Source organism: Pseudoroseicyclus tamaricis (genome assembly GCF_012070395.1).
GTDB classification, from domain to species: domain Bacteria; phylum Pseudomonadota; class Alphaproteobacteria; order Rhodobacterales; family Rhodobacteraceae; genus Pseudoroseicyclus_A; species Pseudoroseicyclus_A tamaricis.
In genome coordinates this window covers 420,705-445,931 of the sequence record NZ_JAAFYS010000001.1, presented here as the reverse complement: position 1 = coordinate 445,931, position 25,227 = coordinate 420,705, and the positions used below count along the sequence as shown (strand labels likewise).

23 protein-coding genes are annotated in these 25,227 nt (G+C 69.3%); 8 read left to right on the top strand and 15 right to left on the bottom strand.

Annotated elements, in window-relative coordinates:
- Window positions 1-91: 91 nt before the first annotated feature.
- The 5 genes from GY170_RS02075 to GY170_RS02055 all read right to left on the bottom strand — a co-directional run bounded on the left by GY170_RS02075 (window position 92) and on the right by GY170_RS02055 (window position 6,778).
- Window positions 92-1,678 carry an ABC transporter ATP-binding protein gene (locus GY170_RS02075; protein ID WP_163889513.1) on the bottom strand — a complete coding sequence of 529 codons (1,587 nt, stop codon included), beginning with the start codon at window positions 1,676-1,678 and terminating at the stop codon, window positions 92-94.
- Complete coding sequence (locus tag GY170_RS02070; protein WP_163889511.1) at window positions 1,675-2,892, bottom strand: ABC transporter permease; 1,218 nt, start codon at window positions 2,890-2,892, stop codon at window positions 1,675-1,677. Before GY170_RS02070 ends, GY170_RS02075 begins: the two co-directional genes overlap by 4 nt.
- Complete coding sequence (locus GY170_RS02065; protein ID WP_163889509.1) at window positions 2,889-3,989, bottom strand: microcin C ABC transporter permease YejB; 1,101 nt, start codon at window positions 3,987-3,989, stop codon at window positions 2,889-2,891. Before GY170_RS02065 ends, GY170_RS02070 begins: the two co-directional genes overlap by 4 nt.
- A gap of 56 nt (window positions 3,990-4,045) precedes the next feature.
- Window positions 4,046-6,070 carry an extracellular solute-binding protein gene (locus GY170_RS02060; RefSeq protein WP_235923989.1) on the bottom strand — a complete coding sequence of 675 codons (2,025 nt, stop codon included), beginning with the start codon at window positions 6,068-6,070 and terminating at the stop codon, window positions 4,046-4,048.
- A 192-nt stretch (window positions 6,071-6,262) separates the two neighbouring features.
- A complete protein-coding gene (locus tag GY170_RS02055; RefSeq protein ID WP_163889507.1) occupies window positions 6,263-6,778 on the bottom strand; it encodes a c-type cytochrome in 516 nt (171 codons plus the stop codon).
- A 117-nt stretch (window positions 6,779-6,895) separates the two neighbouring features.
- On the opposite strand from GY170_RS02055, the gene GY170_RS02050 reads away from it, so the two are divergent.
- The 7 genes from GY170_RS02050 (at window position 6,896) to yihA (ending at window position 14,158) form a co-directional block, all read left to right on the top strand.
- Complete coding sequence (locus GY170_RS02050; RefSeq protein WP_163889505.1) at window positions 6,896-7,738, top strand: prephenate dehydratase; 843 nt, start codon at window positions 6,896-6,898, stop codon at window positions 7,736-7,738.
- A 13-nt stretch (window positions 7,739-7,751) separates the two neighbouring features.
- Window positions 7,752-8,216: a VOC family protein gene (locus tag GY170_RS02045; protein WP_203531135.1), complete on the top strand. Its 465-nt coding sequence runs from the start codon at window positions 7,752-7,754 to the stop codon at window positions 8,214-8,216.
- A complete protein-coding gene (ttcA, locus tag GY170_RS02040; protein WP_163889503.1) occupies window positions 8,213-9,079 on the top strand; it encodes a tRNA 2-thiocytidine(32) synthetase TtcA in 867 nt (288 codons plus the stop codon). The genes GY170_RS02045 and ttcA overlap by 4 nt, the downstream gene beginning before the upstream one ends.
- 132 nt (window positions 9,080-9,211) lie before the next feature.
- Window positions 9,212-10,783 carry a GGDEF domain-containing phosphodiesterase gene (locus GY170_RS02035; RefSeq protein WP_163889501.1) on the top strand — a complete coding sequence of 524 codons (1,572 nt, stop codon included), beginning with the start codon at window positions 9,212-9,214 and terminating at the stop codon, window positions 10,781-10,783.
- A gap of 135 nt (window positions 10,784-10,918) precedes the next feature.
- Window positions 10,919-12,757: a membrane protein insertase YidC gene (gene yidC, locus GY170_RS02030; protein ID WP_163889499.1), complete on the top strand. Its 1,839-nt coding sequence runs from the start codon at window positions 10,919-10,921 to the stop codon at window positions 12,755-12,757.
- Complete coding sequence (locus tag GY170_RS02025) at window positions 12,754-13,500, top strand: MOSC domain-containing protein (protein WP_163889497.1); 747 nt, start codon at window positions 12,754-12,756, stop codon at window positions 13,498-13,500. The genes yidC and GY170_RS02025 overlap by 4 nt, the downstream gene beginning before the upstream one ends.
- Before the next feature lie 7 nt (window positions 13,501-13,507).
- Window positions 13,508-14,158, top strand: coding sequence for a ribosome biogenesis GTP-binding protein YihA/YsxC (gene yihA, locus GY170_RS02020; protein WP_163889495.1), 651 nt, complete (start codon window positions 13,508-13,510; stop codon window positions 14,156-14,158).
- 83 nt (window positions 14,159-14,241) lie between these two features.
- Here yihA and GY170_RS02015 read toward each other — a convergent pair whose 3' ends face one another.
- The 8 genes from GY170_RS02015 to rbfA form a co-directional block, all read right to left on the bottom strand.
- The gene (locus GY170_RS02015; protein ID WP_163889493.1) at window positions 14,242-15,867 is read right to left on the bottom strand and encodes an ATP-dependent DNA ligase; all 1,626 of its coding nucleotides are present in this window, start codon (window positions 15,865-15,867) and stop codon (window positions 14,242-14,244) included.
- Between the two features lie 190 nt (window positions 15,868-16,057).
- Window positions 16,058-17,077 carry a ligase-associated DNA damage response exonuclease gene (locus GY170_RS02010; RefSeq protein ID WP_163889491.1) on the bottom strand — a complete coding sequence of 340 codons (1,020 nt, stop codon included), beginning with the start codon at window positions 17,075-17,077 and terminating at the stop codon, window positions 16,058-16,060.
- 132 nt (window positions 17,078-17,209) lie between these two features.
- Window positions 17,210-17,479: a 30S ribosomal protein S15 gene (rpsO, locus tag GY170_RS02005; protein ID WP_163889489.1), complete on the bottom strand. Its 270-nt coding sequence runs from the start codon at window positions 17,477-17,479 to the stop codon at window positions 17,210-17,212.
- A gap of 132 nt (window positions 17,480-17,611) precedes the next feature.
- Window positions 17,612-18,550, bottom strand: a complete 939-nt coding sequence (locus tag GY170_RS02000; protein WP_163889488.1) for a calcium-binding protein — start codon at window positions 18,548-18,550, stop codon at window positions 17,612-17,614.
- 81 nt (window positions 18,551-18,631) lie between these two features.
- Window positions 18,632-19,192 (bottom strand): DUF1643 domain-containing protein, encoded by a 561-nt coding sequence (locus GY170_RS01995; RefSeq protein ID WP_163889486.1) that lies wholly within the window; start codon window positions 19,190-19,192, stop codon window positions 18,632-18,634.
- On the bottom strand, window positions 19,189-20,097 hold the full coding sequence (gene truB, locus GY170_RS01990; protein WP_163889484.1) for a tRNA pseudouridine(55) synthase TruB: 909 nt from the start codon (window positions 20,095-20,097) through the stop codon (window positions 19,189-19,191). Before truB ends, GY170_RS01995 begins: the two co-directional genes overlap by 4 nt.
- A gap of 27 nt (window positions 20,098-20,124) precedes the next feature.
- Entirely contained in the window at window positions 20,125-20,898 is a 774-nt protein-coding gene (locus GY170_RS01985) for a phosphodiester glycosidase family protein (protein WP_163889482.1), read from the bottom strand.
- Window positions 20,895-21,287: a 30S ribosome-binding factor RbfA gene (gene rbfA, locus GY170_RS01980; RefSeq protein WP_163889480.1), complete on the bottom strand. Its 393-nt coding sequence runs from the start codon at window positions 21,285-21,287 to the stop codon at window positions 20,895-20,897. Before rbfA ends, GY170_RS01985 begins: the two co-directional genes overlap by 4 nt.
- 413 nt (window positions 21,288-21,700) lie before the next feature.
- On the opposite strand from rbfA, the gene dapB reads away from it, so the two are divergent.
- On the top strand, window positions 21,701-22,513 hold the full coding sequence (gene dapB, locus GY170_RS01975) for a 4-hydroxy-tetrahydrodipicolinate reductase (protein ID WP_163889478.1): 813 nt from the start codon (window positions 21,701-21,703) through the stop codon (window positions 22,511-22,513).
- 137 nt (window positions 22,514-22,650) lie between these two features.
- Here dapB and GY170_RS01970 read toward each other — a convergent pair whose 3' ends face one another.
- Together GY170_RS01970 and GY170_RS01965 are read right to left on the bottom strand one after the other, a co-directional pair.
- On the bottom strand, window positions 22,651-23,394 hold the full coding sequence (locus GY170_RS01970) for a FadR/GntR family transcriptional regulator (RefSeq protein ID WP_163889477.1): 744 nt from the start codon (window positions 23,392-23,394) through the stop codon (window positions 22,651-22,653).
- 3 nt (window positions 23,395-23,397) lie between these two features.
- The gene (locus tag GY170_RS01965; protein WP_163889475.1) at window positions 23,398-25,188 is read right to left on the bottom strand and encodes an IlvD/Edd family dehydratase; all 1,791 of its coding nucleotides are present in this window, start codon (window positions 25,186-25,188) and stop codon (window positions 23,398-23,400) included.
- Window positions 25,189-25,227: the final 39 nt, after the last annotated feature.

Genomic DNA, 25,227 nt, shown 5'->3' with positions numbered 1-25,227 from the left:
GCGCCAATGGCGACCCCCAGGGATTTTTAGGACCAAAGAAAGGGGGCGGGACGGTCAGCGTGCCGCCCTTTTTGTTGGCCGGGGCGCGGCGTCAGCGGACGAAGGCGGCGCTCATGAGGGCTTTGGTGTAGTCGTTCTGCGGGGCGTCGAAGATGGCGTCGGCCGAGCCCTCTTCGACCACGTCGCCCTCCTTCATCACCATGATGCGGTGGCTGAGGGCGCGGACGACCTTCAGATCATGCGAGATGAAGAGATAGGCGAGGCCGTGGCGCTGCTGCAGGTCGCGCAGGAGCTGCACGATCTGCACCTGCACGGACATGTCGAGCGCCGAGGTCGGCTCGTCGAGGACGATGAGCTGCGGGCGCAGGATCAGGGCGCGGGCGACGGCGATGCGCTGGCGCTGGCCGCCGGAGAACTCGTGCGGGTAGCGATCCATCGTCGCCGGGTCGAGCCCGACCTCGGCCATGATCTCCGCCACCATCTGGCGCTTGTTCTGCCCCCGCTCCACCCCGTGGACACCCAGCCCCTCCGCGATGATCTCCGCCACCGTCATGCGGGGGCTGAGGGAGCCGAACGGATCCTGGAAGACGATCTGCATCTCCTTGCGGTGCGGGCGCATCTGCCGGGGCGTCAGGTCGGCGATCTCGTTGCCGAGGAAGACGACGCGGCCCTCGCAATCGATCAGCCGCAGGATCGCCAGCGCCAGCGTCGTCTTGCCGGACCCCGATTCGCCCACCACGCCAAGCGTCTCGCCGGCGCGAACGGTGAGGTTGGCGTCGTTGACCGCCTTCACGTGGCCGACGGTACGCTTCAGCAGGCCCTGGTGGATGGGGAACCAGATCTTCAGATGCTCCGTCTGCAGGATCGTCTTCGCCTCCGCCGGCACCGGCACGGGGCGGCCGGCCGTCTCGGCGGCGAGGAGCATCTGCGTGTAGGGGTGCTCGGGCGAGGTGAAGATTTGCTCCACCGGGCCCTCCTCGACGATCTCGCCATCCTTCATCACGCAGACCCGGTCGGCGATGCGGCGCACGATGCCGAGGTCATGGGTGATGAAGAGCATCGACATGCCGACGTCGCGCTTGATCTCGGCCAGGAGGTCGAGGATCTGCGCCTGGATCGTCACGTCGAGCGCCGTCGTCGGCTCATCGGCGATGAGCAGCTCGGGGTTGTTGGCCAGCGCCATGGCGATCATCACCCGCTGCCGCTGCCCGCCGGAGAGCTGGTGCGGATAGGCCGTCAGCCGGCTCTCCGCCTCGCGGATGCCGACGCGCTGCAGCAGCTCGATGATGCGGGCTCTGACGGCCTCGCCGCGCAGGCCCTGGTGCAGCTCGATCACCTCGCGCAGCTGCTTTTCCAGCGTGTGCAGCGGGTTGAGGGAGGTCATCGGCTCCTGAAAGATGAAGGAGATGCCGTTGCCCCGCACCTCGCGCAACTGCGCGTCACTCGCGCTCACCATGTCCGTCCCGCCGAAGCGCACGTGGCCGCCCACCTCGGCATTGTCGCCGAGGAGCTGCACGGTGGAGAGGGCGGTGACGGACTTGCCGGAGCCGGATTCGCCGACGAGGGCCACCGTCTCGCCCCGCTCGATGGCGAAGCTCACCCCCTTCACCGCGGGGATGCGCCGCCCGTCCTGACGGAAATCGACCGTCAGGTCTGTCACGTCGAGGACGGAACTCATGCGAAGGTTTTCCTCGGGTCGAAGGCATCGCGCACCCCCTCGAAGATGAAGACGAGGAGGGTGAGCATAATGGCGAAGGTGAAGAAGGCGGTGAAGCCGAGCCACGGCGCCTGCAGGTTCTGCTTGGCCTGAAGGGTCAGCTCACCCAGCGAGGGCGCCGACGAGGGCAGGCCGAAGCCGAGGAAGTCGAGCGCGGCGAGGGAGCCGATGGCGCCGGTGATGATGAAGGGCAGCATGGTGACGGTGGCGACCATGGCGTTGGGCAGCATGTGCCGGAACATGATCGTCCAGTTGCTGACGCCGAGCGCCTTGGCGGCGCGCACATACTCGAAGTTCCGCGCGCGCAGGAACTCCGCCCGCACCACGCCCACCAGCGCCGGCCAGCCGAAGAGGACGGAGAGGAAGACCAGCAGCCAGAAACTTCGTCCCAGTATCGCGAAGACGATGATGATAACGTAGATCGAGGGCGTGCCCGTCCAGATCTCGATGAAGCGCTGGAACAGAAGATCCGTCCACCCGCCGAAATAGCCCTGCACCGCGCCGGCGATGATGCCGATCAGCGAGGTCAGGGTGGTGACGATGATCGCGTAGAAGATCGACAGGCGGAAGCCGTAGATCACCCGCGCCACCACGTCGCGCTTGGTGTCATCGGTCCCCAGCCAGTTGTCGGCGGAGGGCTCCGCCGGGGCGACGCCGCCCACGTCGACGATGGTGTCGTAGGCATAGGGGATGATCGGCCAGAGGATGCGGCCGCGCTCGAAGCCCTCGATCTCCACGTCACCCGCGATGGCAGCCTCCCGCAGGCCGACGGGATCGTCGAAGCACTCCCTGAGGCCGCCGGTGCGGATGAGGCACTGCACCTCGGGGCTGGCGTAATCCGCCTCCGTCGGGAAATCGCCGCCGAAGTCCCTCTCCGAGTAGAAGGAGAAGATCGGCATCCGCCACTCGCCGCGGTACTGCACCGCGATGGGGTGATCGTTGGCCACGAACTCGGCGAAGAGCGAGATGGTGAAGAGCACGCAGAAGATGATCAGCGACCACAGCGCCCGCCGGTTGCGGCGGAAGTTGCGCCAGCGTCGCTGGTTGAGCGGGCTGAGCCGGCGGCGCTGCACCTGCGGCGGGGTCGGCGCATGGATGCCGGCGCCGAAGGGCGTCGCCGCCGCCTCGCGCATCGGCTCGTCGATCGTCTCGCGCCTGTCGTCTGCGTGGCTCATCGGCGTGTCCCGAAATCGATGCGCGGATCGATGAACATGTAGGTGATGTCGGTGACGATCCCGATCACCAGCCCCATCAGCGAAAAAGCGAAGAGCGTGCCGAAGACCACCGGGTAATCCCGCGCCACGGCCGCCTCGAAGCCGAGCCGCCCCAGCCCGTCGAGCGAGAACAGCGTCTCGATGATCAGGCTGCCGCCGAAGAAGACGCTGATGAACAGCGCCGGAAAGCCGGAGATGACGATCAGCATGGCGTTGCGGAAGACGTGGCCGTAGAGCACGCGCCGCTCCGTCAGACCCTTGGCGCGGGCGGTCATGACGTACTGCTTCTTGATCTCGTCGAGGAAGGAGTTCTTCGTCAGCATCGTCAGGCCCGCGAAGGCGCCGATGAGCCCGGCGAAGACCGGCAGGGTGATGTGCCAGAGGTAATCGAGCACCTTGGCGCCGAGGCTGAGGCTGTCGAAATCACTGCTGGTCAGCCCGCGCAGCGGGAAGATGCGCCAGTAGCTGCCGCCGGCGAAGAGCACGATCAGCAGGATCGCGAAGAGGAAGCCGGGGATGGCGTAGCCGACGATGATGGCGCCGGACGTCCAGGTATCGAAGGGCGTGCCGTCCTTCACCGCCTTGCGGATGCCGAGCGGGATCGAGACGATGTAGGCGATCAGCGTCGACCAGAGCCCGAGCGAGATGGAAACAGGCAGCTTCTCCAGCACCAGGTCGACGACGGAGATGGAGCGGAAGTAGCTCTCGCCGAAGTCGAAGCGGATGTAGTTCCACATCATGTCGATGAAACGCTCGAGCGGCGGCTTGTCGAAGCCGAACTCCCTCTCCAGCTGAGCGATGAAATCCGGCGGCAGGCCGCGGGCGCCGATGTAATCGGAGTTGGTGGAGCTGCCGGAGCTCTCCGACTGCTCGCCGAGCGAGATGTCACCCGAGCCGCCGGCGATCGTCTCGAAGACGTCGCCGCGGCCCTGCATCTGCGCGATGACCTGCTCGATCGGGCCGCCGGGCACGAACTGCACGAGCACGAAGTTGATGACCATGATGCCGAACAGCGTCGGGATCACGAGCAGCAATCGGCGAATGATATAGGCGCCCATGCTTTCCCTTCGGAAGGCCGGTGGTTACAGCGTCAGCCGGGAGTGGCGGCGTTCCGTTACCGGAACGCCCCTTCGGCGCGGAGATTGTCGTAGGCCGCTTCGTCGATCCACCAGAAGTCGAGCTGGCCCAGCGCGTAGGGCGGCAGCTCCTCGGGGTGGCGATAGAAGTCGTAATAGGCAACCCAGTGCTTGCCGAGGTACCAGACCGGCACCATCCACATGTCGTAGCGCATGATCCGGTCGATGGCGCGCACGCCGGCAGCCATCTCCTCGCGGCTGCTGGCATTGGCCACGTAGGGGATCAGAGCGTCCACGGCGGGGTTGGCGTAGTTGGCGGGGTTGAAGACGTCGCCCTGCCCGTCGGAGCCGAAGCGCTGGCCGAGGCTCTCGCCCTCCTCGAGACCCACATTGTAGCTCGCGAAGGTCATGTCGTAATCGTAGGTCTCGAGCCGCTCGGTGTAGTTGCTGTCGTCGATCCGCTCGTAGCTGGCGTCGATGCCCAGCGCCCTGAGATTGTCGACATAAGGGATGAGGATGCGGTCGAAGGCCGGGGAGTAGAAGAGGAACTCCACCGTGAAGGGCTCGCCCTCCGGGGTCATCATCACCCCGTTCTCGACGACGTAGCCCGCCTCTTCCAGCAGGGTCAGCGCCTGGCCGAGGTTGCGCCGGTCGAGCTGGCTCTCGCCCGAGGTGTGCGGCATCGTCACCTCGTCCGTCAGGATCGACGGGTCGATCATGTCGGCGACCGTCTCCAGCAGCTCCAGCTCACGCCCCTCGGGCACGCCCTCTGCCTCGAAGTCGCTGCCTTCCCAGAAGCTCTCACGCTGCTGGAAGAGGCCGTACTGGAGCGTGTCGTTCGTCCAGGTGAAGTTGTACATCAGCGCCAGCGCCTGACGGACGCGGCGATCCTCGAACTTGCCGGACTCCATGTTGAAGATGAAGCCGGTGGCATTCGGCAGGCTGCCATCGGGCAGCTCTTCCCTCACCACCCAGTCGTTCTCGAGCGCGGGGAAATCGTAGCTCGTGGCCCAGTTCAGCGAGGAGTTCTCCTGCCGGAAGGTGAATTCGCCGGCCTTGAACGCCTCGAAGGCGGCGGTCGTGTCGGCGAAGTATTCCACACGGATGGTGTCGTAGTTGTCGCGGCCACGGTTGAAAGGGATGTCCTCCCCCCACCAGTCGTCAACCTTGGTGTAGATGATCTGCTGGTTGATGTCGTAGCTGTCGAGCTCGTAGGCGCCGGTGCCCGGCGGGATCTCGAAGCTGGATTCATCGAGCCGGGCGCCCGTCTCCTCGTACCAGTGCTGCGGACGCGCGAGCACGGTGCCGGCCTGGCTGATCGTGTTGTTCGGGGAGAAGTCCTCGCCGAAGCGGAAGCGGACGGTGTAATCGTCCAGCGCCTCCACCTCGGGGATCATCTGGCTGACGACGGAGGCGAAGCTCACGGTGCCCTGCTCGATGGAGATGTTGTGGCTGAAGACGATGTCCTCGGCCGTCATCGGTTCCCCGTCGGAGAAGGTGACGTCGTCGCGCAGGTTGAAGATCACCCAGTCGCGCTCGTCGAAATCGGCCGGGTATTCCATCGTGGTGCAGAGATAGCAGTAACTCGCCCCGACCTCGTCGGCCGTGCCTTGCAGGATGCTCTCGAACCCGATGGTGGAGAGCGCGCCGGGACGGCCCTCCTTGGTGGCATAGGGGTTGAGGTTGTCGAAGGTGCCCTGCGCCCAGATCGAGATTTCGCCGCCCTTCGGCGCGTCGGGGTTCACGTAAGGCAGGTGCTCGAAATCCGCCGGCAGGGCCAGATCGCCGAAGTTGGAATAGCCGTGGGTGATGATCGTCTGCACGCCGTCTCGCTCGCTGAGCGTGGCGCCCTCGGGCACGCGGAACTCCGCCTCGCCCGCGGCCTCTTCGGTGGCCATCTCCTCACCGCCCGCCGCATCGTCCTGCGCGCGGAGCGCGCCGGCGGCCAGCAGCGCGGCGAGGCCGGCGCCGGTGGCGAGCGCGAGGCGCCAGGGCGCTTCCACCGCGGCGACGCGCGCTTCGGCGCGCTGCTGGCGAAGGGATCGGGTGGGTCGATGAGGCATGACGCACTCCTGTCATGAACGGGTGACTAACCTTGCCAGCAGGCTAATGGGCCGAAGCGACGACATTCAAGTTGAGATTGCGTCAACGGGCCGTGAGCGCCGGCCGCGCCCGCCTGCGCCGCCCTCCCCCGCACAGCAAAACGCCCGGCCCCTTTCGGGCGCCGGGCGTTGCACAACCGGTTGTACGGGGCGTCAGCCGTCGAGCGAGTCGAGCCAGGCGATGATGTCGGCCCGATCCTGGACGGACCGCATGCCCGCGTAGGTCATCTTGGTGCCCGGGGCGAAGCCCTGCGGGTTCTCGAGGAACGCGCTGAGGTTTTCCGGCGTCCAGACGTCGGCATGTTCTTCGAGCGCGCCGGAATAGGCGTAGCCGTCGACCGCATCGACCGGCCGGCCGACGACACCGTAGAGCGTCGGGCCCGTCATGTTCTCACCCGGCTCCACCGCGTGGCAGGAGCGACAGTTGCGGAAGAGGCCTTCGCCCGCGGCGGGATCGGCGCTGGCATAGACTTCCTCGAAAGCGGGGCCTTCCTCTTCCTCGGCGCCGGCGTCGGCGTCATCGACGACCTCGATCACGTAGGCCTGCTCCGACTCGCCGTGGCCGCCGACGTGGTACACGCTTTCTGCCGCCCAATTGCCGAGCAGGAAGACGAGAAACGTGCCCGCGAATCCGCCGAGCAGCTTGGTAAGAGTCATTGTGTCGAACATGCCGCGTCTTACGTCCCTTCGCCGAATTTGCGGCTATCTACCCCTTCCGCGCCCGGCTGTGCAAGGTGTAGTGGCCCCTGCAAACAGCCCGGCCGGCCCGGGCCGAAGGACATGCCCATGACGAGCCCCAAGATCGCCTACCAGGGCGAGCCCGGCGCCTATGGCCACCAGGCCTGCCGCGAAGCCAAGCCCGACCACGAGCCCCTCGCCTGCCCCACCTTCGAGGATGCGCTCGCCGCCGTGCGCGAAGGGCGGGCCGATCTGGGCATGATCGCGGTGGAGAATTCCACCTACGGCCGCGTGGCGGACGTGCACCAGCTGCTGCCCGACAGCGGCCTGCACATCGTCGAGGAAGCCTTCGTGCGGGTGCGCATCGCGCTGATGGCCCCTAAGGGGGCGAAGCTGGAGGGGCTGCGCCGCGTGCGCTCCATGTCCATCCTGCTGGGGCAGGCGCGCGGCTTCCTCAATGCCCATGGGCTGGAGAGACTCAACTGGTCGGACAACGCCGCCGCCGCCCGCAAGGTGGCGGAGATGGCCGACCCGGCGGAGGGGGCCCTCGCCTCCCCCATGGCGGCGGAGGTCTACGGGCTGGACCTGCTTGCCGAGGATATCGAGGACGAGGCGAGCAACACCACGCGCTTCTACATCATGGCCCGCGACGTGGACCTGCAGCGTCGGGGCTCCTCCGGCATGATCACCTCCTTCGTCTTCCGCGTGCGCAACATCCCGGCGGCGCTCTACAAGGCGATGGGGGGCTTCGCGACCAACGGCGTCAACATGACCAAGCTGGAGAGCTACATGGTGGGCGGCAACTTCACCGCCACGCAGTTCTACGCCGAGATCGAGGGCCACCCCGATGACGCCGCCGTGATGCGCGCCATGGAAGAACTCGATTACTTCACCGATTACCTGCATGTGATGGGCGTCTTCCCCGCCGCGAAGCCCCATCACGCGACCTGAAGCGGAGCCACCGATGACCGGAGAGCTTTCCCCCGCCGCGCAGGCCATCGAAGACGCCGGCGAGCCGGCGACGCCGTTCCGCATGATCGGGCTAGACCACGTGGTGCTGCTCGTGGGCGACATGGCGGAGGCACTGCACTTCTATTGCGACGTTCTCAGCTGCCGGCCGGGCTATTCCTTCCCCCATCTGGCGATGGAGCAGGTCTGGTGCGGCCCGCAGCTGATCGTGCTGGTCGACACCTCCGACGAGAAGGCCGCCGCGATGGTCCCGCCCGTGGAGGGCGGCCGCAACGTCGATCACGTCTGCCTCAACATCACCCGCTGCTCGCGCGAGGTGCTGCGCGCCCACTTCGACGCGCATGGCGTCGCCATCGAGACCGAAGCGCTGCATTCCGGCGCCCGCGGCATGGGCGAGAGCACCTATATCCACGATCCGTGGGGCAACCGGCTCGAGATCAAGGGACCGCCGCTCCTATGAACGACATCTCTGACATCGACGAGACGGCCGACGCAGGAGACGACATCCACGCGCTCTTCGCCGGCGCGCCCTACTCCGCCGAGTTCCGCAAGCTGCGCAAGCGGCTCGTCCGCAACACGCGCGAGGCGATCGACCGCTACGGGATGATCGAACCGGGGAGCCGCTGGCTCGTCTGCCTGTCCGGTGGCAAGGACAGCTACACCCTCCTCGCCGTGCTGACCGAGCTGCAATGGCGCGGTCTCCTGCCCGTCGACATCCTCGCCTGCAACCTCGACCAGGGGCAGCCGAACTTCCCCGCGACGGTGCTGCCGGAGTTCCTGCAGCGGATGGGCGTGCCCCACCGGATCGAGTATCAGGACACCTATTCCATCGTGAAGGACAAGGTGCCTGCCGGGCGCACCTATTGCGCGCTCTGCTCGCGGCTGCGGCGCGGCAACCTCTACCGCATCGCGCGGGAGGAGGGGTGCTCGGCCGTCGTCCTCGGCCATCACCGCGACGACATCCTCGAGACGTTCTTTCTCAACCTCTTCCACGGCGGCAAACTGGCGACGATGCCGCCGAAGCTGCTCAACGACGAGGGCGACCTCTTCGTCTACCGCCCCCTCGCCCACGTGGCGGAGGAGGATTGCGAGCGCTTCGCCCGGGCGATGAGCTACCCGATCATCCCCTGCGATCTGTGCGGCAGCCAAGACGGACTGCAGCGCCAGCAGATCAAGGGCATGCTCGACGAGTGGGAAAGGCGCGCGCCGGGGCGGCGACAGAAGATGTTCTCGGCCCTCATGAACACGCGGCCGAGTCACCTGCTGGACCCGGACCTGTTTGATTTTGCGGCGTTGACGCGGGCGTCACCCTCCATAACGTAGGGGCAGGGCGCGGACAATTCGAATTAAAGAAGTTGCGCGCTTTAACGTCTGCCCATTGGATTCTTCATAGGCTTACAAGACCATGCCGATATTTCGAGCATGTGTGCCGCGCGTAGAATTTGGGGTTATTTCATGGCGTTGCCCGCACGCGACCTGCGGCAGATCCTGAGCGACTGGCTGGCCAGCGGCGCACGGCGCCGCAGGATGGCGGTTGTGCTGTTCCTGGCGGGGCTGGCCTTGGCGATGACCGCTGTCGCCCTGCGCGCGCCGGAGGGCCTCGGCGGCGAGGCGGTGGCCTCGGTGTTGCTGCCCCTGCTCGCCTTCGCCATCCCCGCGGCCGTCGCCATGATCCTGCTCGACGCCTCCGGCAACGTGCTGGCCCTGCGCGACCCCGTCACCGGTCTCGCCGGCCGCCACGAGTTCTCCCGCGCGCTGGAGCGGCGGCTGACCGGGCAGGGGGAGACGGGCGCCCTATTGGTGGAGATCGACCGCTTCAAGCTGATCGAGGAGGCGCATGACCGCGCCGAGGTGGAGGATCTGCTCCGCCGCAGCGCCGCCCGCCTGCGCGCCGCCCTGCGGGAGGATGACGTGGTCGCGCGGCTTGACGGCCCCTCCTTCGGCATCACGCCCGCCCCCGGCTCCCGGCTGGATCTGGAGAGCGCCATCGCCCTCGCCGGCCGCCTGCAGCGGGCGCTGGGGCGGGCGATGAAGATCGGCAGCGGCAACGTCTATCTCAGCGCCTCCATCGGCATTGCCCTCTCCAGCCGCACCGACAGCGCCGACGCCGCCGTCCTGCTGCAGGCCGCCAATGCCGCCCTGATCGAGGCGCAGCGTGCCGGCCCCGGCGCCATCCGCTCCTACTCCGAGGCGATGAAGAGCCGGATCGCCAGCCGCAACGGCCTGACGTTCGAAGTGGCGGATGCGCTGGAGACGGGGCAGATCCGCGCTTATTTCCAGCCGCAGATCACCGCCAAGGGGCGCGTCATCTCCGGCGTCGAGGCGCTGGCCCGCTGGCGCCACCCGACGCGCGGGCTGATTTCCCCGGCGGAGTTCCTGCCGGCGCTGGAGCAGGCGGGGCTGATGCACCGGCTGGGGGAGGAGATGCTCACCCAGTCGCTCGATGCGCTGGTGGAATGGGATGCGGCGGGGCTCGTCCTGCCGCACATCGCCGTCAACTTCTCCGCCGCCGAGCTCAACGACCCGCAGCTGATCGACCGCACCGCCTTCGAGCTCGACAGCCGCAACCTGCCGGCCCAGCGCCTCGTGGTGGAGGTGCTGGAGACGGTGGTCGCGGGCCGCGCCGAGGACACGGTGATGCGCAACCTCGCCGGCCTCGCCCGGCTCGGCTGCTGCATCGACCTCGACGATTTCGGCACCGGCCACGCCTCCATCACCGCGATCCGGCGCTTCTCCATCCAGCGGATCAAGATCGACCGCTCCTTCATCTCCGGTATCGACCAGGAGTTCGAGAAGCAGACGATGGTGGGCGCCATTCTCACCATCGCCGGCCAGCTGGGGCTGGAGACGCTCGCCGAAGGGGTGGAGTCAGAGGAGGAGATGGAGATCCTGTCGACGCTGGGCTGCGGGCACCTGCAGGGTTTCGGCATCGCCCGGCCCATGCCGAAGGACGAGACGGCCACGTGGCTGCGCAGCGCCTCCTTGCCCGCAGCGCAGCCGGCGCGCCTGCCCCGCCGAGCCAGCTGACAGGGGGCCACCGGCGGGGCCGTTCCAACCTTCCGCACAAGGTGAAAAGGCCACGGCACAATCCGCTTGACCTTCCAGCCCCACGCCTGTTGAACCCTGCGGAATATCGCGCAGGGCAGGCCAGACGGGGCGATCATGGACGAAAACAACCGGAATCTCCTCATCGCGACCGGCCTGTCGATGCTGGTCATGCTCGTGTGGCTGCTGCTTTTCCCGCCGACGCCGACGGAAGAGCTGCCCCTCCCCGAGGAGGCGACGGCCGACAGCATCGATGGGGCGCCCGTCGCCACGACGCCGCAGAGCGGCGAGACGGCCGGCACCGCCGGCACGCCCGAGCCGGAGGCCGCCGCCGAGGCGCCGCGCGTCGTGATCGAGACGCCGAACCTCGTCGGCTCTCTCTCCCTCCTCGGCGGGCGCTTCGATGACCTGCGCCTCGCCGCCTATCGCGAGTCGCTGGAGCCGGGCGCCGACATGGTGCGCCTGCTCAACCCGCGCAGCGAGGCCTACCCCTATTACGCCGTCTACGGCTGGGCCCCCGCCGGTGGCCTCGCCGCCGATGCCGTGCCGGGCCCCAACACGATGTGGGAGCTGGCGGGCGGCGAGGTTCTCACCCCCGAGACCCCCGTCGAGCTGACGTGGGACAACGGCCAGGGGCTCATCTTCCACCGCATCGTTTCCGTCGATGACGAGTTCATGTTCACCGTCGAGCAGACGGTGGAGAACACCTCCTCCAGCGCCGTCTCGCTCGCGCCCTACGGCTTCGTCGCCCGCCACGGCACGCCCGATCACCGGGTGCTATGGATTCAGCACGAGGGCCTCGTGCGGATGACCGACGGCGAGCTGGAAGAGGTCAAGTATTCCAACATGGAAGACCTCGACCCCGCCCCGGGCGGCGGCGTGATGGAGACGATGACGGGCTCCTCCGGCGGGTGGATCGGCTTCTCCGACACCTACTGGATGACCAACCTCATCCCCGAGCCGGGCAGCCCCTTCACCTCGACGGCCCGCTACAACGAGAACACAGGCATCTACCAGGCGGAGATCCTCTTCCCCACGCTCACCGTGCAGCCGGGGGAGACGCAGGAAGCCACCGGCATGTTCTTCGCCGGCGCCAAGGAATGGGAGGTGCTGCGCTCCTACCAGAACGACGCCGGCATCGAGCGCTTCCTCGACACGATTGACTGGGGCTGGTTCTTCTTCCTCACCAAGCCGATCTTCTGGGTGCTGCACCATATCCACGAGCTGATCGGCAACATGGGCTGGTCGATCATTATCCTCACGGTGATCCTCAAGGCGCTGGTCTTCCCGCTGGCCTACCGCTCCTATGTCTCCATGGCCCGCATGCGCGAGCTGCAGCCGGAGATGGAGAAGCTGAAGGAGAAGGCGGGGGATGACCGCGAGAAGCTCCAGAAGGGCATGATGGAGCTCTACAAGTCCAACAAGGTCAATCCGGCCTCGGGCTGCGTGCCGATCCTCTTCCAGATCCCGATCTTCTTCTCGCTCTACAAGGTGATCATCAACACCATCGAGCTGCGGCACGCGCCGTGGATCGGCTGGATCCGCGACCTCTCGGCCCCCGATCCGTCGTCGATCCTCAACCTCTTCGGCCTGCTGCCCTATGCGCCGCCCGATCCCGGCTCGATCATCGCGATCGTGTCGCTCGGCGTGCTGCCGATCTTCCTCGGCGTCTCCATGTGGCTGCAACAGAAGCTGAACCCGGCGCCGCCGGACCCGACGCAGCGGATGATCTTCGCCTGGATGCCCTGGGTGTTCATGTTCATGCTCGGCTCCTTCGCCAGCGGCCTGGTGCTCTACTGGATCACCAACAACACGATCACCTTCATCCAGCAGTACACGATCATGCGGCTGCACGGGCACAAGCCCGACGTGTTCGGCAACATCGCCTCCACTTTCCGCCGCAAGCGGGCCGAAGAAGCGGTGGCGAACGCCGACAGCAAGCCGAAGGGCAAATGAGCGCGCACCTCGCGGGGATCGTCCGCCACCCGATCAAGTCGATCGGCTACGAGGCGCTGCCCCGCGTGACGCTCACCGCCGGGCAGGCCCTGCCCTACGACCGGCACTGGGCCGTCGCCCACGAGGCGGCGAAGTTCCCCGCCCGCGAGCTGGAGGGCTGGGCCGCCAAGCTCAATTTCGTCCGCGGCGTCGCTGCAGCCCCGCTGATGGCGGTGACGGCGCAGTTGGCGGAGGGGCGCGTGACGCTCAGCCACCCCGACCAGGGAGAGATCACAGTGGACCCGGAGAGCGAGGCCGACCAGCTCATCCGCTGGCTCGCCCCCCTCTGGCCCGCGAGCCGCCCCGCCCCCCGCTCGGTCGAGCGGGCGCCGCAGGGGGCGCTGACGGATGTGCCGCAGCCCTTCGTCTCCCTCCTCTCCACCGCCTCGAACCGCGCGGTGAGCGAGCAGCTGGGGCAGCGCCTCGACATGAACCGCTGGCGCGGCAACCTCTGGGTGGAGGGCTGGGAGCCCTTCGCCGAGTTCGACATGACGGGGCGCGAGATCCGCATCGGCCAGGCCGTCCTGCGCGTGGAGGAGCGGATCACCCGCTGCGAGGCGACCATGGGCAACCCGCAGACCGGCGCCAAGGATGCCGACACGCTCGGCGCGCTGGAAAGCGGCTGGGGGCACCGGGATTTCGGCGTCTACTGCACCGTCCTCAGCGGCGGCGACGTGGCGGTCGGTGACGAGGTGACGAGGTGACGAGCTGATGGCCCTGCCCTATCCCCTCACCCCCGCCCCGGAGCCGGAGGAGGCCGAGGCCGGCCGCAAGCTCTTCGCCGGGGAGGTGGAGTTCCTCAAGGGCGTCGTCGCCATGGACGGGCTGCCCCCCGCCGACCGGCCGGAGATCTGCTTCGCCGGGCGCTCCAACGTCGGCAAGTCGTCCCTGATCAACGCGCTGACCGGCCGCAAGGCGCTCGCCCGTGCCTCGAACACGCCGGGGCGGACGCAGGAGATCAACTTCTTCACGCTGGCCGAGAGCCACTACCTCGTCGACCTGCCGGGCTACGGCTATGCCGAGGCGCCGCTGCCCAAGGTGCAGGCGTGGCAGCGCCTCCTGAAGGCCTACCTCGCCGGCCGTCCGAACCTGCGCCGCGCCTTCGTGCTGATCGACAGCCGCCACGGCGCCAAGCCGGTGGACGAGGAGATCATGCAGCTCCTCGACAGCGCCGCCGTCACCTTCCAGGCGGTGATGACCAAGGCCGACAAGGTGAAGGCGGCGGACCGGGAGAAATCCCTTGAGACGACGCGCGCCGTGCTGGCGAAGCACCCGGCGGCTTTTCCGGAGATCGTGCTGACGAGCTCCGAGAAGGGCGACGGGCTCGAGGTGCTGAGGGCGATCATCGCGCAGATGAGCTGACGGCGCGGGGGGCCTGCCCGTGGAGGGGGGCCCTGCCCCCCGCCTGCGGCCCCCCCGAGGTATTTCTCGCCAGATGAAGGGGATCAGGCTTCCGCTTCGGTCACCGTTTCCGGGCCGCCATAGGTGGCGAGCATGGTCTGCAGGTCGGCGAGGGTGTTGGCCTCGGCGACCGGCTTGTCATGGCGCCAGCGGAGCATCCGGGGGAAGCGCAGGGCGACGCCGGACTTGTGGCGGGTGGAGCGCTGGATTCCCTCGAAGCCAATCTCGAAGACATGCTGCGGCGGCACCTGCCGGACGGGGCCAAATTTCTGCAGCGTGTTGCGCCGCACCCATGCGGTGATCTGGCGGAACTCGGCGTCGGTGAGGCCCGAGTAGGCCTTGGTGAAGGGCACCAGCTCCTCCCCCTTCCAGACGGCGAAGGTGAAATCGGTGAAGAGGTTCGCCCGCCGGCCGGAGCCGGACTGGGCGTAGATCATCACCGCGTCGATGGAGAGCGGGTCGACCTTCCACTTCCACCAGTCGCCCTTCTTGCGCCCCGCCAGATAGGGCGAGTCGCGACGCTTGAGCATCAGCCCCTCGGCCATCAGCTCCCGTGAGCGGGCGCGCTCCCCGGCCAACCCCTCCCAGCTCTCCGCCGCGACGAGGGGAGAGAGACGGAGGGGCGCCTCGGGGGGCAGCTCCGCCGCCGCGCTCTCCAGCAGGGCGCGGCGCTCGGCGAAGGGGGTCTGGCGGAGGTCTGCCCCCTGCCATTCGAGGAGGTCGTAGGCCATGAGGATCGCCGGCGCCTCGGCCAGCAGCTTCTTCGGGACGGTCTTGCGGCCGATGCGCTTCTGCAGGGCGTTGAAGGAGAGCGGCTCCTCCGCCGCGCCGTTCCACGCCAGCACCTCGCCGTCGATCACCGTGCCCGGGGGCAGGAAGTCTTTCAGGCGCGCCAGCTCGGGGAAGCGGTCGGTCATCAGCTCCTCTCCGCGGGACCACAGGTGATGCTCGCCGCCGCGCAGGATGAGCTGGCCGCGGATGCCATCCCACTTGCGCTCCGCCAGCCAGTCGGAGGCGGGGCCGAGGGCGGCGAGGTCCTCCAGCTGGTAGGCGAGGTAGAAGGGATAGGGGCGCGAGAGGTCGGCGGTGGGATCGGGCGCGTGGACGAGGCTGTCCCAGGAGACAGTCTCCGGCGTCCAGCTGCCCATCAGGCGATGGGTCAGCTCCGCCTCCTCCTGGCCCGTCGCCTGCGCCAGCGCCCGGGTCATCAGCTTCTGGCTGACGCCGACGCGGAAGCCGCCGGTGAGGAGCTTGGTGAAGAGGAGGCGCTCCGTCGGCCCCAGCCCGTCCCATGCGGCGAGGATGCCGGCCTTTCGCTCCGCCTCCGGCAGGGCGGAGAGGCGGCGGATCTCGGCGATCCAGTGGCTGAGGGGGCGGTCTGTCTCCTGCTCCGGCGGGGGGAGGACGAGCGAAATGGTCTCGGCGAGGTCGCCGACGACGGGGTAGCATTCCTCGAAGAGCCAGAGGGGGATGCCCGCCCGCTCCGCCGCCCATTCGCGCAGCACCGTGGCGGTGATCGTGCGCCGGGGGCGGCGGCCGGAGAAGAGCGCGACGCACCAGAGCTTGTCGGCATCGGGCGCGATGGAGAAGTACTCCGCCATCGCGGCGACCTTGGCGGAGGTCTTCGTCGTCTGGTCGACGGCACGGAAGAGGGCGGCGAAGTGCTTCACCGGCGGGACTCGTTGGTGATGGTGGTCCTGGCGGCGGTGGCGGAGCGGGGGGCTGTCTGCCCCCCGCGCCCCCCGAGAGGTATTTTGAAAAGGGCGAGAGCAGGGGCGGCGGCGGGGGGGAGCGCGGCGCCCGGATGCCCGTGGACGGAGCACTGGTGGGGGGCAAGGGACGGAGCTATGACGGGACGGATCATGCCTCTTCCTCCTCCGTCTCGCCTTCGCCGGCGTATTCGGTGGAGACGACGTGGGCGTCATAGCCCTCCTCCTCCAGCCAGCGGCGGAAGGGGGAGGTGTAGCCGTGGGTGACGAAGATGCGTTCGGCACCGGTGGCGCGGATGGCGTCGTTGAGGCCCGCCCAGTCAGCATGGTCGGACATGACGAAGCCCCTGTCGGCCGCCCGCCGCCGGCGCACGCCGCGCAGCGCCATCCAGCCGGAAGCGAAGCCGGTGGTGGCGGGCGCGGAGGCCGGGGAGAAGCGCCGCGCCCAGGGGGCGGAGAGCGCCGCGGGCGGGGCGACGACGAGGGCGCCGGGGTGGGCCTTGAGGTCCAGCTCCGGCGTCACGCGGATGGTGGCCGGCAGGGGCAGGCCCTGGGCACGGAGGACCTCGGTGACGTTCTCCACCGCGCCATGGGTGAGGATGGGGCCGATGGAGGCATCCGCCGCCGCCATGACCCGCTGCGCCTTTCCGAGGGAGTAGGCGCCGATCAGGGCGAAGCGCCCCTGCCCCGCCGCCGCGGCCCACCAGGCGTTGAGATCCGCCGCCAGCCGCTCCGGCGCCGTCCATTTGAAGACGGGCAGGCCGAAGGTGCATTCGGTGATGAAAGCGTGGCAGGGGATCGGCTCGAAGGGCTCCGACAGGCCGTCTGAGACGACCTTGTAGTCGCCGGAGACGACCCAGACCTGCCCCTTCACCTCCACCCGGATCTGGGCGGAGCCGGGGACGTGGCCGGCGGGATGGAAGGAAACCTCGGCCTCGCCGATGCGGCGCGTCTCGCCGTAGCGGATGGTCGCGAGGTCGATCTCTCCGAGGCGGTGGCGGATGACGGGCGCGGCGCCGTCGGTGGAGAGGTAGCGCCCCATGCCACCCCGTGCATGGTCGGCATGGCCATGGGTGATGAGCGCGCGGGGCACCGGGCGCCACGGGTCGATGTAAAAATCGCCGGCCGGGCAGTAGATGCCGCTGTCGGTGAAGGTGAGAACATCCGCCATGCCCGGGATTTAGCGCGCCGTCGGAGCGCGGCGAGGGGGCGGTGGCGAGGCGCGGGGCGCGGCGGCGCCCCCGGAACGGAAAAAGGGGCCGCCAGTGGCGACCCCTTGGAAAGTCCGTCCGGTGCGGCGCGCTTAGCGGCGCAGGCCCAGGCGCTGGATCAGGTCCTGGTAGCGGGCCTCGTCCTGGCGCTTAACGTAGTCGAGCAGCTTGCGGCGCTGGGCGACCATCTTGAGCAGGCCGCGGCGGCCATGGTTGTCCTTCTTGTGCGTCTTGAAGTGCTCGGTGAGCGTGGCGATGCGCGAGGACAGGATGGCAACCTGCACTTCGGGAGAGCCGGTGTCGCCCTCCTTCGTGCCGTATTCCTTGATGAGACGGGTCTTCTCGTCGGGCGTGATCGACATCGGGGTCTCCTTGATCAGAGGGTTATGGCGCCAGCCGGGATGTCGTCCAGCCGGGCCCGTGGAGGATCCACCCCCGGACAAGCCGGCGGGGATGCGGGCTGATAGGGGATTCGGCGCCGCTTGGGAAGGGGCTCAGAGCGGCAGGAGACGGATGGCGGAGAGATCGAGGCTCTCCACCCCGTGCAGGGCCGCCAGCGGGTGGCTGCCCGCGTAGAGCATCAGGCCGTCCTCGGTAAGCTCGGTCGTCAGCTCGGGCGCCGGGCCGGCGCCGTCGTAGCGGATGACGATCTCGTCCAGCTCCGGGTCGAAATCCTGCACATCGGCCGGGCCGGTGGCATCGCCGGAGAGCGCGAAGGCATCGGCGCCCGGCCCGCCAGAGAGGGTGTCGCCGGCGCCGCCGATCAGCAGGTCATCCCCGGCGCCGCCGTTGAGATAGTCGGCGGCGGGGCTGGCCTCACCGGAGGTGCCGTCCAGCAGGTCGTCGCCGGCACCGCCCTGCAGCAGGTCACGCCCCCCGCCGCCGGTGAGGCTGTCATCGCCGAAGGAGCCGGAGAGGCTGTCCGCTCCCGCGCCGCCGGAGAGCACGTCCGCTCCGTCGCCGCCGGTGAGCGTGTCGGCCCCGGTGCCGCCGGAGAGCCTGTCCTCGCCGATATGGCCGTAGAGCATGTCGTCGCCGGCGCCGCCCTCGAGGCTGTCATCGCCCGCCCCGCCATGCAGCTCGTCGGCGCCGCCATGGCCGATCAGGGTATCGTCGCCGCCCTGCCCGTCGAAATACTGGTTGGCGTCGTCGCCCTCCTGCACCTCGTCGTCGTCGGCGCCGAAGGCGACCTCGTCGACGGGGGCCGGGCGCGGCTCCTCCTCCGGAGGCGGGGGCGGAGCATCGCCGTCGCCCTCGTCCTGCTCGTCGAAGAGGGTGTCGAGCGGCACCGTCTCCGCCGCGTCGTCCTCGCCGTCATCCACCTCGCCGCCGCCGCCGGTGCCGGGCTCCGGCTCCGGCATATCATCGCCGGAGGGGGCAGGCAGCATCAGCCCGACGAGGGCGATGCCGAAGAACCCGAAAAGTGCCAACATCGCGGCGGCCCCGTACTCGCTACATCCGTCTTTCCGATAGCACGGGCGGGCGCGCCCTTCAGCGAAATCCGAAAGGCAGGGTTAAGCGGCGACGGTGCCCGGCACCCAGGGGGCCGGGCGGGCGCTGTAAGGCAGGTAGAGCGGGTGGCGGGGGTGGCCCTCCTTCGTCAGGCCGAGGGCGTGGAGCTGCTGGCCCCGAGCCGCAAGCTGCGCGGCCAGCGCGGCGCCGCGGCCGAGGTGGCCGCCATGCACGCCCCAGGCGCAGAGCACCATGCCGCCCGCCAGCCAGCCCAGCGCCGCCTCGATGGCGATCGCGTTGTCGCCCCCTTGCGGGTCCGCCGCCGCCTTCAGCGCCGCGGGCCGCGTGGCGCGGAAGGCGAAGAGGTTGGCGATACCCATCGCCCCGCAGCCCCAGGCCCGGGCCCGCCGCTGGCAGCGCTCGATCGTCGGGTCGTTGCGCCGCTCGTCCGCCGTCGAGGGATTGAGCATGATCCAGAGGATCCGCGGCCCCTCCCCCCACTCGCGCAGCAGCAGGTAGCGATAGGCCTCGCAGGCGGAGTAGAACGCCTCCGACCGCGTCCCCTCCGCCGCGTGCTCCCGGCGGAGGAGGCTAGGGGGCCAGCGCGCCGCCGGCCGGCTCATTCGGCCACGAACACCCGCGCGGGGTGGAATTCGCCGCCCATGTAGCGGCCGATGGCCACCGGCACGCCCTTGTGGCTGGCCCAGCATTCGCTGCCGAACTCCACGCCCGAGGCGATGACGGAGGCGGCATTGCCGTTGCGCAGCTTCACCAGCGACGATTCGGGCACGGTGACCTGCGGCAGATCCTCCAGCGAGGTCTCCAGCGGCAGGAGCTGCGCCTCCCGCGCCTCGGGCCCCTCCAGCGCCTCGATCTCGGCAATCGTCACCGCGTCCTCGAGGTCGAACGGGCCGGACCAGACGCGGCGGAGCGCGGTGACATGGCCGAGGCAGCCGAGCGCGCGGCCGAGATCGCGGGCGATGGAGCGGACATAGCCGCCCTTGCCGCAGACCATCTCCAGCACCGCGCTGCCCGGATCGGGGCGCTCCACCAGCTCCAGCCGCTCCACCCAGAGGGGGCGGGCCTCCAGCTCCACCACCTCGCCGTCGCGGGCGAGGTCATAGGCGCGCTCGCCGGCCACCTTCACCGCGGAGAAGGCGGGGGGGACCTGGCTGATCTGGCCGCGGAAGGGGGCGAGGGCCGCCTCGATGTCCGCGTCGGAGGGCCGGGAGTCGGAGGTCTCCAGAACCTCGCCCTCGGCGTCGTCCGTCGTGGTGGCGGCGCCGAAGCGCACGGTGAAGCGGTAGCACTTCAGCGCATCGGTGACGTAGGGGATGGTCTTCGTCGCCTCGCCGAACGCCACCGCGAGCAGGCCGGTGGCGGCCGGATCCAGCGTGCCCGCGTGCCCGGCCTTCTGGGCCTGCAGCAGCCAGCGGCACTTGGAGACGACATCGGTGGAGCCCATGCCCGCCGGCTTGTCGATGATCAGCCAGCCCGAGACCGGGCGTCCCTTGCGCTTTCGTGCCATGCCTGCCTCCGGATGCGAGGCGCCCGATTAGCCGCCGGCCCCGGCCGGGTCAACCTCGCCGCCATCGACGATGGGCGGCACCAGCAGCCCGACGATCGGGCCCATGGAGCGGCCCATGTCGGAGCGGCCGAAATCCGGCGCATGCAGGCGGGAGACGTTGCCGTCGAAGAACAGCGCCTGGTCGAGGCCGAGGAAGTCGCGGAAGAAGCGCCCGAATTCCCAGAACGTCACCGGCTCGTCGGAGATGACGAAGGTCGCCTCGTCCCCCTCCGGCGTGGTGCCGACCCCGTTGCGCACGAAGCGGGAGGTGGAGCTTTCCAGGAACCGCGGATGCAGCTCGCCGTCGATCACCAGCATGGGGCCGGATTGCGTGGCATAGCGGCAGGCGGGCGACTCGTCGGCGAAGCGGAGGGTCTCGATCACCCGGGCGCTGTCGTCGTTGAGGCAGAGCACCCCGTTGGGCAGCAGGCCGAAGTTGCCGGGGCTGGCGTTGGTCAGGAGGCGCATCACCTCCTCCCCTTCCTCGACATAGTGGCCCACGGGCGAACGGTCGGGGTGGTACATGCCGGCGTTCATCGCGAAGGCGAGGCGCCTGTCGGGGTGCGCCTCTTGCACCGCCTCGAAGCTGCCGTAAGGCTGGCCCTCGGCATCGTCGAGGAAGAGCCGCAGCTCTCCTTCGGAGGGGCTCACGCGGCAGAGCGAGAAGCTCCGCCCCTCGAAGCTCTCCCGCCGGCAATCGAGGGCGACGGAGGGGGCGGCGAGGAGGGCGAAGAGGGCGGCGAGCGCGAGCCGGGGGATCATTCCTCGACGTCGCGGCGCACGCGCTCTTCGTTCAGAAGGCGGCGGGTTTCGTCCATCTTGTCGAAGGTCGCGTCGGCCTCGAAGCGCAGGTCGGGCGCGTATTTCAGATCCACCTGCTTGGCGATGAGGTGGCGGATCTCGGCCTTGTTCTGGCGAAGGGCGGCGAGCACCGCCTCGGTGCCCTCGCCGCCGAGCGGCAGGACGTAGGCGGTCGCCTGCTTGAGATCGGGCGTGCAGCGCACCTCGCCGACGGTGATGGAGGTGCGGCCGAGCACCTCGTCATGCACGTCGCCCCGCATGAGGATGTCGGCCAGCGCGCGGCGCACCAGCTCGCCGACACGGAGCTGGCGTTGCGAGGGGCCGGAGGCGGAGGAGGGATTGCGGCTCATGGGCGTGATCTAAGGCAAGGGGGCCTCGATGCCAATGGGGAGGCCCGCAGGATGACGTGCCGGTGAGGGGTGGGCGACTGAAGTCACCACTAGAGACCATACGCCTAGGGCCGCCGGTCGCCGCATCTTCTTGTGACCGAGACGAGGCTGAGGCGTCGGACTGGATAGCAAGGTGAGAATGCCGGGCTGAAGCCCGGCCTACTCGGCGAGCGGATCGGAGTGCCAAGCCGCCGCTGTGCCCCCGCCCGGTAAGCGCCAAAGGCGCAGGGCGAGCGCCTGCCCGGTGGAGAGGGGGAAGGTGGCTTGGAAACCCACCCTACGGCGCTCGGATCGGGCGACCTCCCCGCCCCTCACGCCTTGCCTTTCGCGGCGGGCGGCGGCTAGAGCCGGAGGGGAACAGCGGGAGCGACGAGATGAGCGAGACAGTGCCGGGCGTGGTGGTAACCGGGGCCTCGGGCCGCATGGGGCAGGTGCTGGTGCGGCTGGTGACGGCCTCCCCGGCGTTGAAGCTCGTCGGGGCGCTCGACAGGGAGGGCTCCGACTGGCTGGGCCGCGACATCGGCGAGGCGATGGGCGGCGCGGCGCTCGGCGTGACCGTCTCCGATGATCCCGTCGCCACCATCGCCAAGGCGCAGGCGGTGATCGACTTCACCGCCCCCGATGCCACCGTCGCCTATGCCGAGCTGACGGCGCAGGCCCGCGCGGTGCACGTGATCGGCACGACCGGCTTCGAGGCGGAGCACCTCGCCGCCCTCCATGCCGCGGCGCGCCACGCGGTGATGATCCGCGCCGGCAACATGAGCCTCGGCGTCAACCTCCTCGCCCGGCTGACGGAGAAGGTCGCCGCCGCGCTGGATGCCGCCTTCGACATCGAGGTGATCGAGGCGCATCACCGCCACAAGGTCGACGCGCCCTCCGGCACCGCGCTGATGCTGGGCGAGGCGGCGGCGAAGGGCCGGGGCATCACGCTTAGCGATCACAGCGAGCGCGGGCGGGACGGTCAGACGGGGCCGCGCGGCGAAGGCGCCATCGGCTTCTCCGCCATCCGCGGCGGTGACATCATCGGCGAGCACAGTGTGCTCTTCGCCGGCGAGGGCGAGCGGATCGAGCTGCGCCACGTCGCGACCGACCGCTCGCTCTTCGCGCGCGGCGCGCTGAAGGCAGCGGTGTGGGGGCAGGACAAGCACCCCGGCGAGTACGACATGTTCGACGTGCTGGGGCTCTGAGGCGCTCCGCCCTCCCCTTCTGCCTCTCGCCCTTTTCCAAATACCTCTCGGGGGGCTCCGGGGGGCAGACAGCCCCCCGGTCCCGCCCCGTGCACCCATCCCCGCCGGCCGGCATCGGTGCGGGACGAGCACGCACCCTACGGGCGGAAGAGCGCTGCGATCTCGGGCGGCGGCTCCTCGCTCTCTTCGAAGAGGTGCCAGTTCTCCAGCAGCGAGGCGCCGAAGTTCTGGCAATGCAGCTGCATCCGGGCGCGGGCGCCCTCGGCATCGCCGGCCGCCAGCGCCTCGGTGATGGCGAGGTGCTCGTCGCGGATGTAGCGGGCGACGTCGGCGTCGGTGGTGAAGTTGTGGGCGCGCGCCCAGTCGGGGAAGCGGGCGCGCTGGCGCCAGAAATCCTCCACGAGGCCCGTCAGGACGGAATTGCCCGTCGCGGCGGCGAGCGTGACGTGGAAGGCGCGGTCGAGGCCGGCGATCTCCTCCAGGCTCAGGCCCGGGCGCATGACGCCCTCGGCGAGGGCGCGCAGGTGGGACAGCCCCTGCTCCGTCAGGCGGGTCGCGGCGAGCCCGGCGATGAGGCCCTCGACCTGCATCCGCGCCTCGACCAGCTCGAAGAAGCCGGGGGCCGGGGCGGCGCCGGGGGCAGCCTCCTCCGGCAGGGTGGCAGCGACGCGGGCGCCGTGGCCGAAGCGCGTCTCGACGAGGCCCTGCACCTCCAGCGCGATCATCGCCTCGCGCACCGTGGCGCGGGAGACGCCGAGCCGCTCCGTCAGCTCGCGGTCGGGCGGCATCCGCTCTCCCGGGGCCCACTCCCCGGCGCGGATCATCGCGGCGATGCGGGAGGAGACGCGGCGGTAGAGCGGCTCTGGCTGCGTCCCGCCCATCGCTCAGTGGTTGTCGCGCGGCGTCGCGGCGTTGCCGACGTCGTGGAAGTCGCCCGCCCGGTCGAGCACCATGCCCTCGTCGAACTGGCGCACGTGCTCGCGGAAATAGGCTTGCCACGGCGTCTGGCTGGCCGGCCCGTGGTAGCCGCCGGCCGCCTCCAGGGCAGCGCGGCGGGCCTCGATCTCCTCCTCCGACAGCAGGAGCGTGACGGTCTGGGTGTTGAGGTCCACCCGCAGCCGGTCGCCGTCCTTCAGGATGGCGAGGTTACCGCCCGCCGCCGCTTCCGGCGCGGCGTTGAGGATCGACGGCGAGCCGGAGGTGCCCGATTGCCGCCCGTCGCCGATGCAGGGCAGCGCCTCGATCCCCTGCTTGAGCAGGTAGGCGGGGGGCCGCATGTTCACCACTTCCGCGCCGCCGGGATAGCCGAGCGGGCCGGTGCCGCGCATCACGAGGATGGAGGTGCCGTCGATGCCCAGCGCCGCGTCGTCGATGCGGGCGTGGTAATCCTCCGGCCCGTCGAAGACGAAGACCGGCCCCTCGAAGGCATCCGGGTCCTCCGGCTTCGACAGGTAGCGGGCGCGGAAATCGGGCGAGATGACGGAGGTCTTCATGATGGCGCTGGCGAAGAGGTTGCCGGTCATGTTGAGGAAGCCCGCCTCCGCCACCAGCGGGTCGGCGACGGGGCGGATGACATCGGGCAGCTGGCTGGAGAGGCCGCTGTAATTCTCCGCCAGCGTCCGGCCGTTGGCCATCAGCACGTCAGGGTGCGGGATCAGCCCGGCCGCCAGCAGCTCCCCGATCACCGCGGGCACGCCCCCGGCATGGAAGAAATCCTCCGACAGGTAGCTGCCCGCCGGCTGCAGGTTCACCAGAAGCGGCACGTGGTGGCCGATGTCCTGGAAGTCCTGGTTGCTGAGCTCGACACCTGCGTGCCGGGCCATCGCCAGCAGGTGGATCGGCGCGTTGGAGGAGCCGCCGATGGCGGAGTTCACGACGATGGCGTTCTCGAAGGCCTCGCGCGTCATGATCTGCGTCGGCCGGCGATCCGCCTGCACCATCTCGACGATCTGCTTGCCCGTCCGCCACGCCATCTCCCCCCGCTCGCGGTAGGGGGCGGGGATGGCGGCGGAGCCGGGCAGCTGCATGCCCAGCGCCTCGGCCAGCGAGTTCATGGTGGAGGCGGTGCCCATCGTGTTGCAGTAGCCGACGGAGGGGGCGGAGGAGGCGGCCATGGCGATGAACCCCTCCTCGTCGATCTCCCCGGCGGCGAGGAGCTTGCGCGCCTCCCAGATGATGGTGCCGGAGCCGGAGCGCTCGCCGCGGAACCAGCCGTTCAGCATCGGCCCGACGGAAAGGGCGACGGCGGGGATGTTCACCGTCGCCGCTGCCATCAGCAGCGCCGGCGTTGTCTTGTCGCAGCCGATGGTCAGCACGGCGCCGTCGATCGGGTAGCCGAAGAGCGATTCCACCAGCCCGAGGTAGGCGAGGTTGCGATCGAGCGAGGCGGTGGGGCGTTTGCCCGTCTCCTGGATGGGATGGACGGGGAACTCCATCGCGATGCCGCCCGCCTCGCGGATGCCCTCGCGGACACGCTTGGCCAGCTCCAGGTGGTGGCGGTTGCAGGGCGACAGGTCGCTGCCCGTCTGCGCGATGCCGATGATCGGCTTGCTGCCGCGCAGCTCCTCGAGGCTAAGGCCGTAGTTCAGATAGCGCTCGAGGTAGAGCGCCGTGATCTCCGGGCTGGACGGATTGTCGAACCAGGCGCGCGAGCGCAGCTTTCCCCGATCACTCATGCCCCTGCCCTCTGCTGGTCTCGTCCGGGGCAGGCTACA

What these genes read in the sequence shown, in the direction of transcription:
- rbfA (WP_163889480.1), bottom strand. Translation starts at nt 21,287, where the DNA reads ATGAGCCGCAATCCCTCCTCCGCCTCCGGCCCCTCGCAACGCCAGCTC.
- GY170_RS02035 (WP_163889501.1), top strand. Translation starts at nt 9,212, where the DNA reads ATGGCGTTGCCCGCACGCGACCTGCGGCAGATCCTGAGCGACTGGCTG.
- GY170_RS01995 (WP_163889486.1), bottom strand. Translation starts at nt 19,192, where the DNA reads ATGAGCCGGCCGGCGGCGCGCTGGCCCCCTAGCCTCCTCCGCCGGGAG.
- GY170_RS02065 (WP_163889509.1), bottom strand. Translation starts at nt 3,989, where the DNA reads ATGGGCGCCTATATCATTCGCCGATTGCTGCTCGTGATCCCGACGCTG.
- ttcA (WP_163889503.1), top strand. Translation starts at nt 8,213, where the DNA reads ATGAACGACATCTCTGACATCGACGAGACGGCCGACGCAGGAGACGAC.
- GY170_RS02060 (WP_235923989.1), bottom strand. Translation starts at nt 6,070, where the DNA reads ATGCCTCATCGACCCACCCGATCCCTTCGCCAGCAGCGCGCCGAAGCG.
- GY170_RS02010 (WP_163889491.1), bottom strand. Translation starts at nt 17,077, where the DNA reads ATGGCGGATGTTCTCACCTTCACCGACAGCGGCATCTACTGCCCGGCC.
- GY170_RS02000 (WP_163889488.1), bottom strand. Translation starts at nt 18,550, where the DNA reads ATGTTGGCACTTTTCGGGTTCTTCGGCATCGCCCTCGTCGGGCTGATG.
- dapB (WP_163889478.1), top strand. Translation starts at nt 21,701, where the DNA reads ATGAGCGAGACAGTGCCGGGCGTGGTGGTAACCGGGGCCTCGGGCCGC.
- yihA (WP_163889495.1), top strand. Translation starts at nt 13,508, where the DNA reads ATGGCCCTGCCCTATCCCCTCACCCCCGCCCCGGAGCCGGAGGAGGCC.
- GY170_RS01985 (WP_163889482.1), bottom strand. Translation starts at nt 20,898, where the DNA reads ATGATCCCCCGGCTCGCGCTCGCCGCCCTCTTCGCCCTCCTCGCCGCC.
- rpsO (WP_163889489.1), bottom strand. Translation starts at nt 17,479, where the DNA reads ATGTCGATCACGCCCGACGAGAAGACCCGTCTCATCAAGGAATACGGC.
- GY170_RS01970 (WP_163889477.1), bottom strand. Translation starts at nt 23,394, where the DNA reads ATGGGCGGGACGCAGCCAGAGCCGCTCTACCGCCGCGTCTCCTCCCGC.
- truB (WP_163889484.1), bottom strand. Translation starts at nt 20,097, where the DNA reads ATGGCACGAAAGCGCAAGGGACGCCCGGTCTCGGGCTGGCTGATCATC.
- GY170_RS01965 (WP_163889475.1), bottom strand. Translation starts at nt 25,188, where the DNA reads ATGAGTGATCGGGGAAAGCTGCGCTCGCGCGCCTGGTTCGACAATCCG.
- GY170_RS02025 (WP_163889497.1), top strand. Translation starts at nt 12,754, where the DNA reads ATGAGCGCGCACCTCGCGGGGATCGTCCGCCACCCGATCAAGTCGATC.
- GY170_RS02050 (WP_163889505.1), top strand. Translation starts at nt 6,896, where the DNA reads ATGACGAGCCCCAAGATCGCCTACCAGGGCGAGCCCGGCGCCTATGGC.
- GY170_RS02045 (WP_203531135.1), top strand. Translation starts at nt 7,752, where the DNA reads ATGACCGGAGAGCTTTCCCCCGCCGCGCAGGCCATCGAAGACGCCGGC.
- GY170_RS02075 (WP_163889513.1), bottom strand. Translation starts at nt 1,678, where the DNA reads ATGAGTTCCGTCCTCGACGTGACAGACCTGACGGTCGATTTCCGTCAG.
- yidC (WP_163889499.1), top strand. Translation starts at nt 10,919, where the DNA reads ATGGACGAAAACAACCGGAATCTCCTCATCGCGACCGGCCTGTCGATG.
- GY170_RS02070 (WP_163889511.1), bottom strand. Translation starts at nt 2,892, where the DNA reads ATGAGCCACGCAGACGACAGGCGCGAGACGATCGACGAGCCGATGCGC.
- GY170_RS02055 (WP_163889507.1), bottom strand. Translation starts at nt 6,778, where the DNA reads ATGTTCGACACAATGACTCTTACCAAGCTGCTCGGCGGATTCGCGGGC.